Here is a 15,559-nt window from a genome sequence, read left to right as displayed (position 1 = left end):
ACCAGGATGAGACCCGCCTTGGGTCCGCTACCGGCAAAGGATTTCTGCATTGGCCAACCATCTGTATCAAAACGATCTGCCCGATGACCTCAAACTCGGCCCGGTGGTGGCGATTGACTGCGAAACCATGGGATTGAACCCCCATCGTGACCGGCTCTGCGTCATTCAGCTGTCCGACGGCGATGGCAATGCGCATATTGTGCAGGTTGCCAAGGGACAGACCGAAGCGCCTAACCTTTGCGCCATGCTGGAAGATCCAAAGACGCTAAAGCTGTTCCACTTTGGCCGCTTTGACATTGCCGCCATGTACCATGCCTTTGGCGCCCTTACCGCGCCGGTCTATTGCACCAAGATCGCCAGCCGCCTGGTGCGCACCTATACCGACCGCCACGGGCTGAAGAACCTGACCCATGAGCTGATCGGCGTGGATATCTCCAAACAGCAACAGATGAGCGACTGGGGCGCCAAGGTGCTGACGGATGCGCAGCTGGACTATGCGGCCTCGGATGTCTTGTACCTGCATCGCCTGCGCGAAGCCCTGAATAAGCGGCTGGAACGCGAAGGCCGTATGGAAATGGCTCAGGCTTGTTTTGACTTTTTGCCAATGCGTGCCAAACTTGACCTGGCCGGTTGGCCCGAAACGGATATCTTTGCGCACTCATGACCGCTTCTGAAAAACTCCTCGCCACCGCTCGTCAGGTGGCCACAGACGAGGCCCGCGCCTTGGATGCATTGGCCGAGAGCTTTGATGAGCGCTTTGTCGAAGCCGCCAATCTGATTCTGGCGGCAACCGGGCGTATCATCATCAGCGGCATTGGCAAATCCGGCCATATCGGTCGCAAGATCGCAGCCACCCTGGCCAGCACCGGCACCCCGGCCTATTTTGTCCACCCCGCCGAGGCCAGCCACGGCGACCTGGGCATGTTGTCCAAGGGCGATGTGGTGGTGGCGATTTCCAATTCCGGCGAAGCACCGGAACTGGCCAATCTGCTGGCCTTTACCCGCCGGTTTGATATCCCGCTGATTGGCCTCTCCAGCAAACCCGACAGCACCCTGATGACCCAGGCCGATGTGCAGCTGCAGATCCCCGCCATGGGTGAGGCCTGTGGCTATGGGATTGTGCCTTCGAACTCGACCACATTGACCCTGGCCATGGGTGACGCCCTGGCCATCGCCATCATGAAGCACCGCGATTTCCGTCCCGAGAATTTTCGCGACTTCCACCCCGGTGGCAAGCTGGGTGCCCAGCTCAGCAAGGTCAGCGACCTGATGCACGGCGGCGAATCCCTGCCCGTTGTTGCGGCGGACACTCCGATGTCCGAAGCTCTCATCGAGATCAGCCAAAAGGGATTTGGCGTCTCTGGTGTGACCGATACAGAGGGCAATCTGCTGGGTATTATCACCGACGGTGACCTGCGGCGCCATATGGACGGCCTGCTGCAAAAGCTGGCCGCCGCTGTCATGACCAAAGACCCAACAACCATAGGCCCCGATGCTCTCGCGGCAGAGGCCGTGGCCATCATGAACCAGCGCAAAATCACCTGCCTGTTTGTGGTGGACCCAACCAAGGGTCACCGCGCCGAGGGGCTGTTGCACATCCACGACTGCCTGCGCGCTGGTCTCGGGTAGGAGCAGGCAGCCCGGATATGGATCAGTATTCCCGCATGGTGAGCTATCTCAAGGTGTTTCTGCCGCTGGCAGCGCTGGCCTTGTTGTCGACCCTGTTTCTCATCTCGCCTGGGTCTGACACCGAGGCGGTTATTCCCTTTGCCGACCGAGAAATAGAAGAGCGCCTGCGCGGCCAACAGGTGACCGCGCCGTTTTTTTCCGGTTCAACCGCCCAGGGGGATGAAATCTGGGTCACCGCTGCAATGGCCCGCGCCAACGCAGATCAGCGGGTGATTGCCAGCAATCTCAGGGCTGAGATCCGCATGGTCACCGGCGGCCAGATCACCCTGACCTCGGATCGCGGCACGGTGCACCCGGATCAGGATCTCGCGCGTTTTGTTGGCAATGTCGAAATCACCACAGCCGATGGTATGGTGGTTCAAACAGAGGTGTTGAAATCCCAGCTGAGCGCGGTGCATGCCGAAAGCCCCGGCGCCATTCGCGCCACAGGAGATTTGGGCGATTTAACCGCCGGACATATGGAGATCAGTTCAGAAACTGTCGGTGGTCCCGTGCATCTGCTCTTCACCAAGAGTGTCAAGCTGGTGTACTCTCCTCTAAAATTGGAAAGATAAATTGTGACTCATTTGCGTGCCCTTTGCATTTTCCTGATCTCCACGCTGTGGTTAACCCTGCCCGCAACCGCACAGAATGTGGCCTTTGGCTCGGTCAAGGCCGACCCCTCATTGCCGGTTGAGGTCACCTCTGATGCGCTGGCGGTCAACCAGGCTGATGGTTCGGCTGAATTTACCGGCGGTGTCTTGATCGTGCAGGGGGTGATGCGGCTGGCGGCGGACCGGGTACTGGTGATTTACAAAACCGACGCGGATGGCAAGCGCGCGATCGAACGGCTCGAGGCCACTGGAAACGTCATCTTGGTGAGCGGCCCGGATGCAGCCGAAGCCCAGCGGGCGGAATATACCATCGACGAAGGCACCATCGTCCTGACCGGAAATGTCCTGCTAAATCAAAGCGCGGGCACGCTGGCGTCACAGCGGATGGTGGTCAATCTCACCACCGGGACAGCCAGCATGGCCGGGCGTGTCAAAACCATTTTGAATCCAAGTTCCAGTTCGAGCGAAAATAACTGATGTCCGCAACACCCAATCTCAAACTGACCGAAGGCTCTTCGGGGCTGCGTATCGAGAAGCTACGCAAAAGCTACCGCAAAAAAGTCGTGATCCGCGACGTCTCGATCACCCTGGATCGCGGCGAGGTGGTGGCGCTGCTGGGGCCGAACGGGTCGGGCAAGACCACCAGCTTTTACGCCATTGCCGGGCTGATCTTTCCCGAGGCAGGCACCGTCACCATTGATGGGCAAAATGTCACCACCCTGCCGATGTACCGGCGCGCCCGGCTGGGCATTGGCTATCTGCCGCAGGAGATGTCGATTTTCCGCGGCCTCTCTGTCGAAGACAACATCATGGCGGTTCTGGATATCGCGGTGAAACACAGCCACCGCCGTCGCGAACGGCTGGAAGAGCTGCTGTCGGATTTCTCCATCGAGCACCTGCGCCGTGCCCCGGCTCTGGCCCTATCGGGCGGCGAACGTCGCCGGGTTGAAATCGCCCGTTGCCTGGCGGCTGATCCAAAATATCTGTTGCTGGATGAACCCTTTGCCGGCGTAGATCCTATTTCGGTGGGCGATATCCGCCACCTGGTAGCCGATCTGAAAAAGCGTGGAATTGGCGTGTTGATCACCGATCACAACGTCCGTGAGACTCTCGAAATCGTGGACCGCGCCTATATCTTGCATGACGGTCAGGTTCTGATGTCAGGCAGCCCTGCCGAAGTTGTCGAAAACGCAAATGTGCGCCGCGTCTATCTGGGTGACAATTTCCGGATTTCGTAATCCTCAGCTAACCTGAGGTCTATTTGCCTGCGCCCAAAACTTGCCTCAAATGCATAGCTTTTCCAGCAGCCGTTTTTTGCCACCCAAGGACATTTCCGACCATCAAAATGCCGCAACTCCATTGACTCTCCGCCCGGTTTGCCATCGAATTGAGTCATGGCAAAAGTACAGCATGAGGTAGTCCGACGCGTGGTCTTGGCAACAAGTCCCGAAGGGCTGCAACCCTGCACCCAGCCTAATCCCCTAACCCAAAACTGACGACAACCCGGCGGGCCCGGCCCGGAGGGTGTTTTGGGTGGAAATTTGTGAAGGAGATCACATGCGTTACAAAATCACCGGTAAACAGATCGACATTGGCGAAGCCCTGCAGACCCATGTTCAGACCGAGCTGGGGACTGTCGTCTCGAAATATGCAGAACGCCCAACTGATGCAACTGTCGTCTTTTCCAAGTCTGCGCATGAATATATTTGCGAAGCCACGGTCCATCTTTCGACCGGGTTGACCGCGCAAGCCAAGGCGCATGCCACTGAAATTTATGCTGCTTTTGAAGCCTGCAACGAAAAGATGGAAAAACAGCTACGCCGTTACAAGCGCCGATTGAAAGATCACCATCGCGATCGCAGCGAACCGGTTGAAATTCTCGGCGGTAACTCTTATATCCTCGCCTCTGATGACGCGGATACCGCGACCGAGCCTGACACGCTGCAGCCAATCATCGTTGCCGAGATGGAGACCAGGATTCAATCCCTCTCTGTTGGTGAAGCGGTGATGCAGATGGAGCTTGCAGGCGCCCCGGTGCTGGTATTCCGTAATGAAAGCAAAAACGGGGTGAACGTGGTATACCGCCGGGAAGATGGCAACATTGGTTGGATCGATCCCACGGTATAGGCTGTAGAAAGCCAAACCACGGCATCTGAACGGAGCAGGTGACTTATGCAGATTTCAAGCATCCTTAAGCCGGGCGCTGTCCGGGTTATCGGAGCCGTATCCAGCAAAAAGCGCCTGTTTCAGGAAGTCGCCGAGGTGGCACAGGCCGCCTATGGCCTGTCCGCCCAAGCAACTGTGGAGGCTCTCCTGGACCGGGAGAGCCTTGGCCCCACCGGGGTTGGTCACGGCGTTGCCCTGCCCCATGCACGGCTCAGCGGCCTCGATATGGTGTGCGGTGTCTTTTTGATTCTGGAAAAACCCCTGGATTTTGATTCGGTTGATCGCCAACCGGTGGACATTGCCTTTTCTCTCTTTGCACCCGAAGACGCCGGGGTAGAACACCTGAAGGCCCTAGCCTTGGTGTCACGCACACTGCGGGAGCAAAGTTTCTGCACCAAGCTGCGCGCCAATCACGACCCGGCAACGCTGTTCACGATCCTGACCGAGGCGCAATCGGTACAGGCCGCCTGAGATCACGCCCCTCGGGCGATTTTTCCGTAAGCCTATTGAAAACTGCGCTTCAGCGCTTGGTCCTCCCCCAAGTGCTCCCGCCCGTCAGGAGATCTTTTTCAAAGATCCCTTCCGGTTGGGCCCGGCGTGAAATCTCCATTGGAGTTTTCACGCGCCCCTTTGGCCACTGTCCCGTCAGGCGAACAACAGTCATGTCACCTGACCCCTGTTGTCCCACGCTGCAGCGCCGCCGACAGGCGGCGCCACGCCCAAGGCTGTTTTGATGTTTTGCACAGCAAAACATCAAACGGGCGCGGGAGTTCCCCCTTTGCCCTGGCGACCACTGTTTGATTTTGGAGTTTGATTTTGGCACCCGGTAGCGCCTCAGCCCCAAGGGTCAGCCCCTCAACGCCACATGGCTGGGCCAGGGTGGGCCAGGGTGGCACTTCTCTCTGACTAGCGCGGGGACTCCTGGGCCTGCCATGGCGCAAAGCCAAACATCACGTAGTCACGTTGGTACAGAGAGGACACCTGCTTCTCCAGCGCTGCATCCCAGATATCCTCCAAACGATAAGGGTGATCCTCAGGAGCTGGCTTGGGCTGGTGCGGCGTGGCGCGGCCCAGCTTCTGCGCCAAAGCAGGCAGGGCCTCGGCCAACTCTTCCTCGCGCAACACCAGGTCTGGCGCGCCCAGTTCTGCCAGCCCAGACAGCGCCTGCGATTGGCTTGCCCATTCCGCATCCACCCGCACCGAAGTTTGCCCAGCCAGATTGGCCTGCAAAAAGGTCAGAAACTGAGAGAAACCCGCATAGTGATCTGCCTTGCTATAGCTGCCATCCGGGCCATCCTTGGGCAGCGGCAGCTTAAACTGGCGTCGCAGTGTCTCGCGAATGCCACCATAGCTGCTTCCGCCCTTTTGCAAAATCCTGCGACAGAACACAGAATGCGCCCGTGCTGCCGGATGCCGCAATACGGTAAAGCTGCGAAACCCCGGGTTTCCCCGCTTCCACTGACGCAGCTGCTTCTGGTTCATTTTTTGGATCAGCCCCTCGGGCGTCACATTATCGAGCCCCGCCATCCAGGCTGTCACTTCCGTCTCAGGTCCGCCCCTGATGGGCAGATACAGCAGCGGTGTCACCACCCCGGCAACATAGCCCGGTACCGCCGGACCCCTACGGGGTTCAAAATTGGGGGTGCGGCTCAGGTTGAAACGGTCCATTGCCGCCAGGGCCTCTGCCATCGCAGCTGGGTTTTCGACCTTTGACACAACCGGCGCCGGGTTTTGCCGTTTCAAACTGTCATCCAGCGCCTCAAGCTGTGAGTCTACTCCCAACCACCGCGCCAGGCCGTTCATCACCTCAAGATTCTGAAGATCCTCATAGGCCAGATAAAAGCCAGTTTGTCCGGATTTCTGCAGCCGGTTCAGCAGGGTGATCTGAAAATCCTGCAGCGCCTCTACATGCCGGGCGAATTCAGCACCGTCAAACTGCGCCAGAGCCTCTTTGCGACGTTTCACATTGGTCAGTTTCCACTGACCTGTGGCCTTGGCAATTTTCCAGGAAACATAGCTGTCCAGCGGATTTCGGGTCAGGATCACCTTGGCGCAGCGCGGATCCTCCAGCGCCAGATCCAGAACCCGTGGGTCATGGTCGTGGAAGTAGCGAAACCCCCCGAGAACCCCCGCTTCGGACTTGATCTGCGAGATCAGGCAGCCTGGATTGTCTTCTCGCATGTCCTGGGTGATCCCCAGAATATTGTCCTTGTTGGGATAGCCAATGAAATGTGGGTTAAACGCCTCGCCATGACAGGTTACCCCGTCAAAGGCATTGAGATTGGTTTCCAGAAAGTTGGACCCCGTCCGCATTTCGGCAAAGACAATGAAATAGTCAAAAGAAGCTGTCATATTCTATTTACGCACCAGATAGGGTTTTCTGGGAGGTTTTGGCATGTTTACCGGCCCCTGCTCTACCGAGAAATCCCCCATCAGATAGGGGTGCATCCCCTGGTTCTTTAGGTTTTGCAGGAACTGGCCAAAGCCATCAAGGTTCACCATCGTTGGGGCCTCGCTCAAATGCCTGGGCATCTGCGGGCCCAGCTCATCAAGAATGGTCTGCAAAGGCTCCATCGGGGCTTCGATGAATTCGGCCATCGTCCAAATCCGCACCCGTGCCTTGGTTTCCTGAGCACGCAGCAGGTTCAGGTATTTGGCCTCGACCTGTTGCAGCCGAGCCGCCTCGCGGCGCAGCTCGGTAAAATTCTGGTTTGAGCGAAACAACGGCACCGCCCAGGCCCCGCTGATGACCGAGATCTGCGCATTTGGATCGCGCGCCAGTACCTTGCAAATCTTCTGGTTGTCCCCGGGGCCAAACTGAAAACACTGACGCTCGCCACGGGTGTTCCAGATCAGATTGGTCAAAAAGCTCTGCACGTTGTAGTCGCGGGTCTTGGCGTTATCGGTCAAGGCACCATTGATCATCGCGCCTCCTCCGGCCAGTTCAGCCCGTTCTGGTGCAAAGAGATGGCCATGCACCCTGGCCCCGGTGATCCGAGACAACCAGCTCTCAAAATCTTCAAACAGCTCTGAAAAGCCCTGAAACACCGAATAGGGATTCGAGGTGACGCTATTGACCGACCAGCGCCCCGGAAAGCGGCTTTGCATATAAAGACCCGGACGACCACGGGTACGTCGCTCCACGGCCTTGGCAAAAATCCGGTCGATCTTGCCAGGGTTGGGTTCGGTTTTTTTCATCGCCCCGGCGCTATCCGTTAAAAAGGCCTGATACAGCCGCTCCGCCTTTGGCCAGATTTTGCGCGCAACAAAACAATCCGAACGCCGCAACAGCTGCAAATGGTCATCATAAAAGATATGCGGTTTGCCCTGAAAATCGAACTTTGACAGCGTCAGCGAGCGGCTTTCGATTTTGGTAGAGTATTGCCGCGCCAGCGTTTGATAATAGCTCTCGTCCGGGATCCAGACTTTTTGAAAATAGGCGTCATAGGTTGGACGCTCGGGGTCTTCCAGGATGGCTGACAGGGTTTGGCGCGTCAGGCACCACCATTGGCTGCCCATATGCGGCACCAGCCCTGCCGGAATGCGGCGGCGCATGCCAAGGCGACGCTGCAGATCGACATAGCGGTCAAACAGATAGCGGTGTTTTTTCCAGGAGAACGGAAAGCGCAGGGTAAAGCGTTCAAAATCCAATCCGCCAACGATCCAGGGCACATCCGCTGTGGTGGCGCTTTCGATAAAATCGGTGCGCGGTCGGGCGGCCAGATAGTCCACCAGCTCATCTACCGGACGCAGCGGCAGGCAAGATCCCGAGGACAGGTAGACATGGCGCACCTCTGGAAACTCTTGCAGCATCAGCGCCGACGCCGATTGTGATGCGGCAACAATGCCCCAGGTGCCCCATTCACAGCGATGTCTTTTGCAGAACTTGATCAATGGATCCTGCGCCAGGCTTTGGCGGAACTTGCGAAAGACCACCCCATCGACGTTTTTGTCCACATGCAACACCACCGGGCAGCCGCTGGCGGTCCAGTGACGCGCCACCTCTGCGGCGCGGTCCAGCGCGGTATGCACCAGCATGGCAATCCCGACTGTGCTCATGCCCAGTTGCCTTTGGACATCAACCCCAGGATCTCCAGCTGGCGCCAGTTGATATATTTCTCGCTCCATTTGCACCAAAGCTCAGGCTGCTGCTCCAGACCTTCGGCATAGGCCCTATACTCGCGTGAATTGGCGTAGTGTTCGCTGCGCGCCAGCTCCTCTGCTGCCTTGGCCCCCAGTGTATCGAGAAATTTGGTATGCAGCAGCGCGCCGCTGGCCTTTTCACCGCCGTCCGTCTCATAGACCTGGTTCAACCCGCGCGGCAGCAAAGAATGGGTCGAGCTGACATAGGCGTAGCGGCGGTCCCATTTCACCAGCGGCGTCTTGTTCAGGGCCGGCGCCTTTTTTGGCTCATCCGCAAAGAACACCCGCGCCCGTGGCCCGCCCTGAATCCAAAGATTGCCATACATCAGGTTCTTGCTGATCGTGTAATTGCCGCTGTCGAACCAATTGACGATCTCCAGCGGGTTTTGTCCGGGCTGATAGGGCACATCGCCTATACGGCCCTTGGGATAGGTATCAATCAGCATTGCAGAAAAGCTGCGGATTGCCGAAGTATCCAACCAATCTGTCAGGGCCTGAATGGGCCGGGTATCGCAGAAGGGATAGATAAAAAACTCATCCGGATCGACCACCAGTACCCAATGCCCATGGGCATATTTGCGCTTGAGGTAATTCATCCAGTCGACCCCAAAATGGGAGCGCCGATAGCTGGCATGGGTCTGCCACAATGAGACATCGCCCATTCCGCTCAGATACTGCGCGGTGCCATCCTCCGATCCGTTGTCGACAAAGAGGAAGTGATTGACCCCAAGGTTGCGGTAATATTCGAGAAAATAAGGCAGCCGGATCTGTTCATTGCGCATGGTTGAGACCAGCAAAACATCGTCACGCTGAATGGCACGGGTATTGTCCTGCAGACAGGTCAGCTCACTCGACTTGCGCACGGCCCGGACCAGCCAGCGCTTGCGCCGAACGCGCATACGGTAAGAATCCCAAAGCCCCACAACAACTCCATGCCCATTTTGCAGAATGCCCCATGGCAGACGCCGCAGCCAAATTAGGATGTCAATTCCGGCGGTGAATTGATCCCAGCCTTAGGGCTTAATATGTCATGGAAAAACACTACTAACAACGGATTTAGAAACAGTTATAGGCCAAGTTTGCGGAAGAAAACCGTTAAATCCCCCTGCCACTGCCCCCGGCTTCATCCTCACCAGCGCAGTTCTGGCATCAGGCCCAACTCACAAAGCCGCCCCGGCCCCCTATATTTCTGCGCATCCTCCTGCCAAAGGTCGGGTGCACTGCTGAGTTCATCATAATAATGGTCGAATTCCTGCGGGCGATGAAAATGCTGCTGGCGCTGTTTTTCGGTTGCTGATTTGGAAACAATCTCGGGCAGGAACTTCGTGTGCAGCAGCACCCCGGCAGGCTGTTTGCCACCCGGCCCCTCGTAGAGCCCGTTCAAAGCAGGGGGCAGCAGCGAATGGGTTGAATTCACATAGGCGTAGCGCCGGTTCCACTTCACCAGCGGGATCTTGTTCAAGGTGGGGGAGCGTTCTGGCCGGGCGGCAAAGAACACCCGTTCGCGCGCGCCACCCTGCAGCCAGAGATTGCCCATGGGAGACTGCCGCGTGGCCCGGTAAGGACCAGCATCAAACCAGTTCAGCACCTCAAGAGGATCTTGCCCCGGCACATAGGGCTGATCGCCAAGCGCGCCCCTGGGGTAGAGGTCCAGCATCATGGCGCCAAACCCCGGCAGGCCCTGCTGCCCCAGCCGCGCGGTGAGATCGCTCAGATCATGTTCCTCTATGCCATCATAGACCAGCAGCTCATCGGCATCGACCGTCAGGCACCAGTGACCATGGCCATAGCGCATCTGCAGCCAGGTGCTCCAATTCAGACCAAAGCGTGCCTCCCTGTAGCTTGCCTGCGTTTGCCACAGCGACACATCCGGCTGATCCGTCAAAAACTCTGCACTGCCATCATTGCTGCCATTATCGACCACCAGAAAGTGCTTCACCCCAAGCGCACGATAATAATCCAGAAAATAGGGCAGCCGCGCGCTTTCGTTGCGCAGCACCACAAAGCCCAGCAAATCGCCCCTGTTGATCTGATCACTGCGATCCGCCAGGCTGCGCAGCTGGTGGCGCGACCGCAGCGACCGCCACAACAGCTGCCGCCGCTTCAGGCGCAACCGATACCGCTGTCGCCAGTTCGGCGGCAAAAGAGCGGTTGCGGCAGCAGCTTTCACATCAGGCCTCGTAGTGGCCCGTCTGGTGCCATTTCCAGGCATCAGCGATCATGGTATCGAGATCAGATCGGCGCGGCTCCCAGCCAAGATCGGTGATGGCGCGGGTTGAGCCCGAAACCAGCTTGGTGCAATCTCCGGCCCGGCGTGGGCCCGTGGTGCAGGGCACTGGCCGCCCGGTGACAGCCGCGCCCCGGTCCATGACCTCGCGAACCGAAAAACCGGATCCCGTGCCCAGGTTGAACACCTGACTGCCCCTGTCTTCTTCCAGCCATTTCAGGCCCAAAACATGGGCATCCACCAGATCACAGACATGCACATAATCGCGAATGCAGGTGCCATCGGGCGTGTCGTAATCGGTGCCAAAAATGGTCAAGGCATCGCGTTTGCCATCAATGGCATCCAGCACCAGCGGCACCAGATGTGTCTCGGGGCGGTGGAACTCGCCCACTTCGGCCTCCGGGTCAGCCCCCGCGACGTTGAAATAGCGAAAAATAACCGAGCGCAGCCCATAGGCCGCGCCAAAATCCTTGAGAATATCCTCAACCGCGCGCTTGGAGGCGCCATAGGCGTTCAGCGGCAGCTGTGGCGTGGTCTCGTCCAGCACCACGTTGTCATGCTCACCATAGGTGGCGCAGGTGGAGGAAAACACAAAATCCAGGCACTTCGCCGCCACTGCGGCCTCGATCAGATTTAGCGATCCGCCGGTATTGTTGGCCCAATAGCGCCCCGGCTCGCTCATCGCTTCGCCAACCTGGCTTAGGGCCGCAAAATGCATCACCGCCGCAGGCTGATACTTGGCAAAGACCTCATCCAGCCGGGCACGATCCTGCAAATCACCCTGTTCAAACGGACCAAATTTCACCGCGTCTTTCCAGCCCGTCACCAGATTATCAAAGGTCACAGGGGTATAGCCCGCAGCCTTGAGCGCCTTGCAGGCATGTGATCCGATATATCCGGCACCGCCGGTCACAAGAACAGTCTTCACGTCAGTATTGCCTTTCAAAGGTCACAAAATATCAGCGGCCCTATCAGTGCGGCAGGGCCATGATCAATTTACTCGGCGGCTTGATCCAGCTGGGTGACCTTGTTGAGGTGCTGCATCAGATCGTCGCGCAGCTCGGGGCGCGACAGGGCAAAGGAGACCGTTGCCTGCAAGAACCCCGCCTTGGAACCGCAGTCAAAGCGCTCGCCCTTGAAGCGAAAGCCATGGGTGGGCACCTGGGCGGCGATATCCTCGGCGATGGCATCGGTGAGCTGGATCTCCCCGCCGGCGCCCGATTTCATCTTGTTGAGATTGCGCAGCACCGAAGGCGCCAGGATGTAGCGGCCGATCACCGCCAGGTTTGACGGCGCCTCGGCGGGGTTGGGCTTTTCCACCATGCCGCGGGCGGCAACCACCGCGCCGGACATCTGCGCGCCGTCGCTGGGATCCAGCACCCCATAAGAGGCGGTCTGCGCGGGCGCCACCTCCATGGTGGCGACCATATTGCCGCCGATCTGCTCATAGGCTTCGACCATCTGCTGCAGGCAGGGTTTTTCCGCCGCAATGACATCGTCGGGCAGGATCACGGCAAAGGGTTCATTGGCAATCAGGCGGCGGGCGCACCAGACCGCATGGCCCAGCCCCAGGGCCTTGTGCTGGCGGATATAGGCGATGGCGCCGCTGTCCATATAGGTGTCCTTGAGGATCCCCAGCAGGTCATCCTTGCCCTTTTTGCGCAGCTCCTGTTCCAGCACCGGGGCGTGATCAAAATAATCCTCCAGCGCCCCCTTGCCGCGCGAGGTGACAAAGATGAATTCCTTGATGCCCGCCGCCCGGGCCTCGTCGATGGCGTATTGCACCAGGGGGCGGTCCACCAGGGTCATGATTTCCTTGGGCACCGATTTGGTCGCGGGCAGGAACCGGGTCCCCAGACCCGCAACCGGGAAAATCGCTTTTGTTACTTTTTTGCGCATCGAATTTCTCACTCATCTACGTCCAAGGCTAACGCGTCTTGCATGAAGGCAGTCACCTGGTTTTTTTAGTTCGTTAGCCAGTCCCCCCTTAGGGGTCGGTATGGGCTCAGCCGCCCCAAAGGCACCACATCGCGATGCTCCTCCTCAGAGTACTGTAACTACAAATTGGGCAAGTTTCATGACCTGGCTCAACTCTGCACTTAAGATCTGTAGAATAGCGACAGCATCAACTAGGGGAATTTTGCTTAATTTTCGCCCATTTTCATCATCATTGCCTCAATACGCGCCACATCTTCAGGGTTGTTCAGCTCCCAGAATTCCCGGCCACGTGCCTCCACCTCAACGCAAAGTATCTTGCGGTCATTCTCTAGAAACCGCAGTTGCTCCAGCCCTTCGAGCTGCTCCAGGGGGCCAACTGGCCAGCTGGGATAGTCGGCCAGTGCATCAGGCCGATAGGCATAAACCCCGACATGATGATAGACAGGTGTCGGCGCCGCGCCCTCAAAGTGCTCCGCACAGAAGGGGATGACCTCTTTGGAGAAATAGAGCCCGCTGTGATCGCGGCCAAAAACCGCCGTGGTGCCGCCAACGCGCCCCGCTGCACGATCGCTCAGCAGGCTGTTGAGCGTCTCGCCATCGCATTGCAGCACCGGTGTCGCCAGCCCCATGCCTGGGGCGGCGCGCAGCCCCGCCACCAGATCTTCGATGAACCAATGCGGCGTCAAAGGTGCGTCCCCCTGCAGGTTCACCACCACCTCATAGCCACCGCCCAGCGCCGCGTGGGCCTCGGCGCAGCGTTCGGTGCCATTGGCACAGCTCTGCGAGGTCATCACCACTTCGGCGCCAAACCCATGGGCTGCCGTCTGGATACGATCATCATCGGTTGCCACAACCACGCGGTCAACGCCCTGAACGGCGCAGGCCGCACGCCAGGAGCGTTCAATCAAGGTGAGCCTATCTCCATTGGCGCCGGTCAGCTCAACAAGCGGTTTGCCGGGATAGCGGGTGGAGGCATAGCGGGCAGGAATGACGATCAGAACGGACATCAGGCTTCTTTCAACTCAACATCAGGCGCATAGGCAATAAAGAAGGGGTTGGCGTAGTCTTCCTTGCCATACAGAAGCGGCGAATGATCGTCAAAGCGGACCACTTTGCCACCTGCACCAGACAGCACCGCATGCCCTGCAGCGGTGTCCCACTCCATGGTGCGGCCAACACGGGGGTAGATATCCGCCTCGCCGGTTGCCACCAGGCAGAATTTCAACGACGAGCCCGCGCTTTTGCTGTCCTTGACGGCATATTTATTGATGTAATCTTCGGTCGCTTGATCGCGGTGCGATTTGGAGGCCACAACCATCAGCGCTGCATTGTCACTTTTGGCAACCCGGATCGGGCTTGTCTCGCCAATCACCGCCGGATCAAAGGCGCCGGTTTCTTCCACAGCGGACCCATCCGCCAGGGTAAAGAACATGCGGTTCTTGGCCGGGGCATAGACCACACCACGGGTCGGCACGCCCTTTTCGACCAGAGCGATATTGACGGTGAAATCGCCGCGCCGGTGGATGAATTCCTTGGTTCCGTCCAGGGGATCCACGATCAGGAAGGTATCGCCGCGCGCCTTATGCGACTCGGATTGCTCTTCGGTGACCAGCATCAGGTCTGGAAAGGCACTGCGCAGCCCCGCCGAAATCAGAGCATCCGCGGCCTCATCCGCAGCCGTTACCGGGCTGTCGTCAGACTTTACCTTCACCTCGAACTCATCGGAATTATAGATTTCCATGATTTTGTTGCCGGCCTCGATCGCCAGGCGGCGGATCACTGGAATAAGCTCTTCGTAGGTCACACAAGCGCTCCTTGCTCGAAAGGGTTAATTGAAAATTTGCCTCCGCCCCCTTATGCTGACTCGCAGGTGGATCATCAAGAAGTCCCTTGGATTATCGGTCAGCTGTTTTGGCCCCCATACAGATCGCAGGCAAAATGTTTCAGATCCGTCCAAAGACGACAGGAATTTTCAGCGCCATCTCACTCTTTGAGGTGGTCTTTCATTCTGTCGTGCGCAGTGTCCGTTCAAAACACAATAATGCGCTCATCGCTTTGGGAATGAATATTATGCAGGCGGTGATGTTTGTTGCTGTCTTCTACTTTATGTTCTCGGTGCTGGGGATGCGCGGGTCTGCTATTCGGGGCGATTTCCTGCTCTATGTGATGTCGGGTATCTTTCTGTTCCTGACCCATACCAAAACCGTTGGTGCCGTTGCCGGCGCCGAAGGCCCAGCCAGCCCGATGATGCAACATGCGCCAATGAATACCATGGTGGCGATTCTCTCGGCGGCGCTTGGCTCGCTCTATATCCAGACGGTGTCGCTGTTTCTGATCCTGTTTGTCTATCATGTGGCCTTTACCCCGCTGGAGATCGAACAGCCCATTCAGGCCTATGGCATGATCCTGCTGGCCTGGGTCACCGGGGCCTCTGTTGGCTTGGTGTTTCTGGTGCTGAAACCCTGGGCTCCTGGCGTTGTGGGCATTTTGACCACCATCTATCAGCGTGCCAATATGATTGCCTCGGGCAAGATGTTCCTGGCCAATACCCTGCCCAGTTTCATGTTGGCGATGTTTGACTGGAACCCGCTGTTTCACTGTATTGATCAGGCGCGGGGCTTTGTTTTTATCAACTACAACCCTCATTACAGCAACTGGGAATACGCCGCCTGGGTGGCGCTGACCTTGGTTGTGATTGGCCTGATGGGAGAGTTCTATACCCGTCGGCATGTCTCGATCAGCTGGAGCGCGCGACGCTGATCAGGCCGTTTTCAACGCCCTGTTTTGTCTGAAAAACCTGCCC

16 protein-coding genes are annotated in these 15,559 nt (G+C 57.9%); 8 read left to right on the top strand and 8 right to left on the bottom strand.

The genetic code is table 11. The annotated features are described in order from the left end of the window. The first annotated feature begins 49 nt into the window (after nucleotides 1-49). The 7 genes from ARCT_RS0122965 to ARCT_RS0122935 all read left to right on the top strand — a co-directional run bounded on the left by ARCT_RS0122965 (nucleotide 50) and on the right by ARCT_RS0122935 (nucleotide 4,919). Complete coding sequence (locus ARCT_RS0122965) at nucleotides 50-664, top strand: ribonuclease D (protein ID WP_027242185.1); 615 nt, start codon at nucleotides 50-52, stop codon at nucleotides 662-664. Then, nucleotides 661-1,629 carry a KpsF/GutQ family sugar-phosphate isomerase gene (locus ARCT_RS0122960; protein WP_027242184.1) on the top strand — a complete coding sequence of 323 codons (969 nt, stop codon included), beginning with the start codon at nucleotides 661-663 and terminating at the stop codon, nucleotides 1,627-1,629. Before ARCT_RS0122965 ends, ARCT_RS0122960 begins: the two co-directional genes overlap by 4 nt. 17 nt (nucleotides 1,630-1,646) lie before the next feature. Beyond that, nucleotides 1,647-2,243, top strand: a complete 597-nt coding sequence (locus tag ARCT_RS0122955) for an LptA/OstA family protein (RefSeq protein ID WP_027242183.1) — start codon at nucleotides 1,647-1,649, stop codon at nucleotides 2,241-2,243. Between the two features lie 3 nt (nucleotides 2,244-2,246). Further along, entirely contained in the window at nucleotides 2,247-2,759 is a 513-nt protein-coding gene (locus tag ARCT_RS0122950) for an LptA/OstA family protein (protein WP_027242182.1), read from the top strand. Further along, nucleotides 2,759-3,520 carry an LPS export ABC transporter ATP-binding protein gene (lptB, locus tag ARCT_RS0122945; protein ID WP_027242181.1) on the top strand — a complete coding sequence of 254 codons (762 nt, stop codon included), beginning with the start codon at nucleotides 2,759-2,761 and terminating at the stop codon, nucleotides 3,518-3,520. The genes ARCT_RS0122950 and lptB overlap by 1 nt, the downstream gene beginning before the upstream one ends. 319 nt (nucleotides 3,521-3,839) lie before the next feature. Further along, nucleotides 3,840-4,409, top strand: a complete 570-nt coding sequence (gene hpf / locus ARCT_RS0122940; RefSeq protein ID WP_027242180.1) for a ribosome hibernation-promoting factor, HPF/YfiA family — start codon at nucleotides 3,840-3,842, stop codon at nucleotides 4,407-4,409. A gap of 45 nt (nucleotides 4,410-4,454) precedes the next feature. Further along, entirely contained in the window at nucleotides 4,455-4,919 is a 465-nt protein-coding gene (locus tag ARCT_RS0122935) for a PTS sugar transporter subunit IIA (RefSeq protein ID WP_027242179.1), read from the top strand. 435 nt (nucleotides 4,920-5,354) lie between these two features. Here the strand turns inward: ARCT_RS0122935 and ARCT_RS0122930 are convergent, their stop codons facing one another. From ARCT_RS0122930 to cysQ, 8 genes are all read right to left on the bottom strand, one after another. Beyond that, nucleotides 5,355-6,800: a sulfotransferase family 2 domain-containing protein gene (locus tag ARCT_RS0122930; RefSeq protein WP_027242178.1), complete on the bottom strand. Its 1,446-nt coding sequence runs from the start codon at nucleotides 6,798-6,800 to the stop codon at nucleotides 5,355-5,357. Nucleotides 6,801-6,803: 3 nt separating this feature from the next. Further along, a complete protein-coding gene (locus tag ARCT_RS0122925) occupies nucleotides 6,804-8,507 on the bottom strand; it encodes a DUF5927 domain-containing protein (protein ID WP_027242177.1) in 1,704 nt (567 codons plus the stop codon). After that, complete coding sequence (locus tag ARCT_RS0122920; RefSeq protein WP_027242176.1) at nucleotides 8,504-9,490, bottom strand: glycosyltransferase family 2 protein; 987 nt, start codon at nucleotides 9,488-9,490, stop codon at nucleotides 8,504-8,506. The genes ARCT_RS0122925 and ARCT_RS0122920 overlap by 4 nt, the downstream gene beginning before the upstream one ends. 230 nt (nucleotides 9,491-9,720) lie before the next feature. Beyond that, nucleotides 9,721-10,761: a glycosyltransferase family 2 protein gene (locus tag ARCT_RS0122915; RefSeq protein ID WP_027242175.1), complete on the bottom strand. Its 1,041-nt coding sequence runs from the start codon at nucleotides 10,759-10,761 to the stop codon at nucleotides 9,721-9,723. A gap of 1 nt (nucleotide 10,762) precedes the next feature. Further along, nucleotides 10,763-11,746 carry a UDP-glucose 4-epimerase GalE gene (gene galE / locus ARCT_RS0122910; RefSeq protein WP_036785352.1) on the bottom strand — a complete coding sequence of 328 codons (984 nt, stop codon included), beginning with the start codon at nucleotides 11,744-11,746 and terminating at the stop codon, nucleotides 10,763-10,765. Nucleotides 11,747-11,814: 68 nt separating this feature from the next. Next, complete coding sequence (locus ARCT_RS0122905) at nucleotides 11,815-12,717, bottom strand: UTP--glucose-1-phosphate uridylyltransferase (RefSeq protein WP_027242173.1); 903 nt, start codon at nucleotides 12,715-12,717, stop codon at nucleotides 11,815-11,817. Between the two features lie 245 nt (nucleotides 12,718-12,962). Then, complete coding sequence (locus ARCT_RS0122900; protein ID WP_027242172.1) at nucleotides 12,963-13,763, bottom strand: 3-deoxy-manno-octulosonate cytidylyltransferase; 801 nt, start codon at nucleotides 13,761-13,763, stop codon at nucleotides 12,963-12,965. Next, nucleotides 13,763-14,560 (bottom strand): 3'(2'),5'-bisphosphate nucleotidase CysQ, encoded by a 798-nt coding sequence (gene cysQ, locus ARCT_RS0122895; protein WP_027242171.1) that lies wholly within the window; start codon nucleotides 14,558-14,560, stop codon nucleotides 13,763-13,765. The genes ARCT_RS0122900 and cysQ overlap by 1 nt, the downstream gene beginning before the upstream one ends. A gap of 134 nt (nucleotides 14,561-14,694) precedes the next feature. Here cysQ and ARCT_RS0122890 point away from each other — a divergent pair, with 134 nt between their 5' ends. After that, a complete protein-coding gene (locus ARCT_RS0122890) occupies nucleotides 14,695-15,516 on the top strand; it encodes an ABC transporter permease (RefSeq protein WP_027242170.1) in 822 nt (273 codons plus the stop codon). The last annotated feature ends 43 nt before the right edge of the window (nucleotides 15,517-15,559 follow it).

The organism is Pseudophaeobacter arcticus DSM 23566 (assembly GCF_000473205.1).
GTDB lineage: Bacteria > Pseudomonadota > Alphaproteobacteria > Rhodobacterales > Rhodobacteraceae > Pseudophaeobacter > Pseudophaeobacter arcticus.
Note: the sequence above shows the minus strand (reverse complement) of the source record. Positions and strands in the feature narration are given on the sequence as shown.

Excerpts from the sequence above, each read along its gene's own strand:
- ARCT_RS0122920 (WP_027242176.1), bottom strand. The coding sequence starts at position 9,490 with ATGCGCGTTCGGCGCAAGCGCTGGCTGGTCCGGGCCGTGCGCAAGTCG.
- lptB (WP_027242181.1), top strand. The coding sequence starts at position 2,759 with ATGTCCGCAACACCCAATCTCAAACTGACCGAAGGCTCTTCGGGGCTG.
- ARCT_RS0122890 (WP_027242170.1), top strand. The coding sequence starts at position 14,695 with ATGTTTCAGATCCGTCCAAAGACGACAGGAATTTTCAGCGCCATCTCA.
- ARCT_RS0122960 (WP_027242184.1), top strand. The coding sequence starts at position 661 with ATGACCGCTTCTGAAAAACTCCTCGCCACCGCTCGTCAGGTGGCCACA.
- hpf (WP_027242180.1), top strand. The coding sequence starts at position 3,840 with ATGCGTTACAAAATCACCGGTAAACAGATCGACATTGGCGAAGCCCTG.
- ARCT_RS0122935 (WP_027242179.1), top strand. The coding sequence starts at position 4,455 with ATGCAGATTTCAAGCATCCTTAAGCCGGGCGCTGTCCGGGTTATCGGA.
- ARCT_RS0122955 (WP_027242183.1), top strand. The coding sequence starts at position 1,647 with ATGGATCAGTATTCCCGCATGGTGAGCTATCTCAAGGTGTTTCTGCCG.
- ARCT_RS0122930 (WP_027242178.1), bottom strand. The coding sequence starts at position 6,800 with ATGACAGCTTCTTTTGACTATTTCATTGTCTTTGCCGAAATGCGGACG.
- ARCT_RS0122905 (WP_027242173.1), bottom strand. The coding sequence starts at position 12,717 with ATGCGCAAAAAAGTAACAAAAGCGATTTTCCCGGTTGCGGGTCTGGGG.
- ARCT_RS0122900 (WP_027242172.1), bottom strand. The coding sequence starts at position 13,763 with ATGTCCGTTCTGATCGTCATTCCTGCCCGCTATGCCTCCACCCGCTAT.
- ARCT_RS0122925 (WP_027242177.1), bottom strand. The coding sequence starts at position 8,507 with ATGAGCACAGTCGGGATTGCCATGCTGGTGCATACCGCGCTGGACCGC.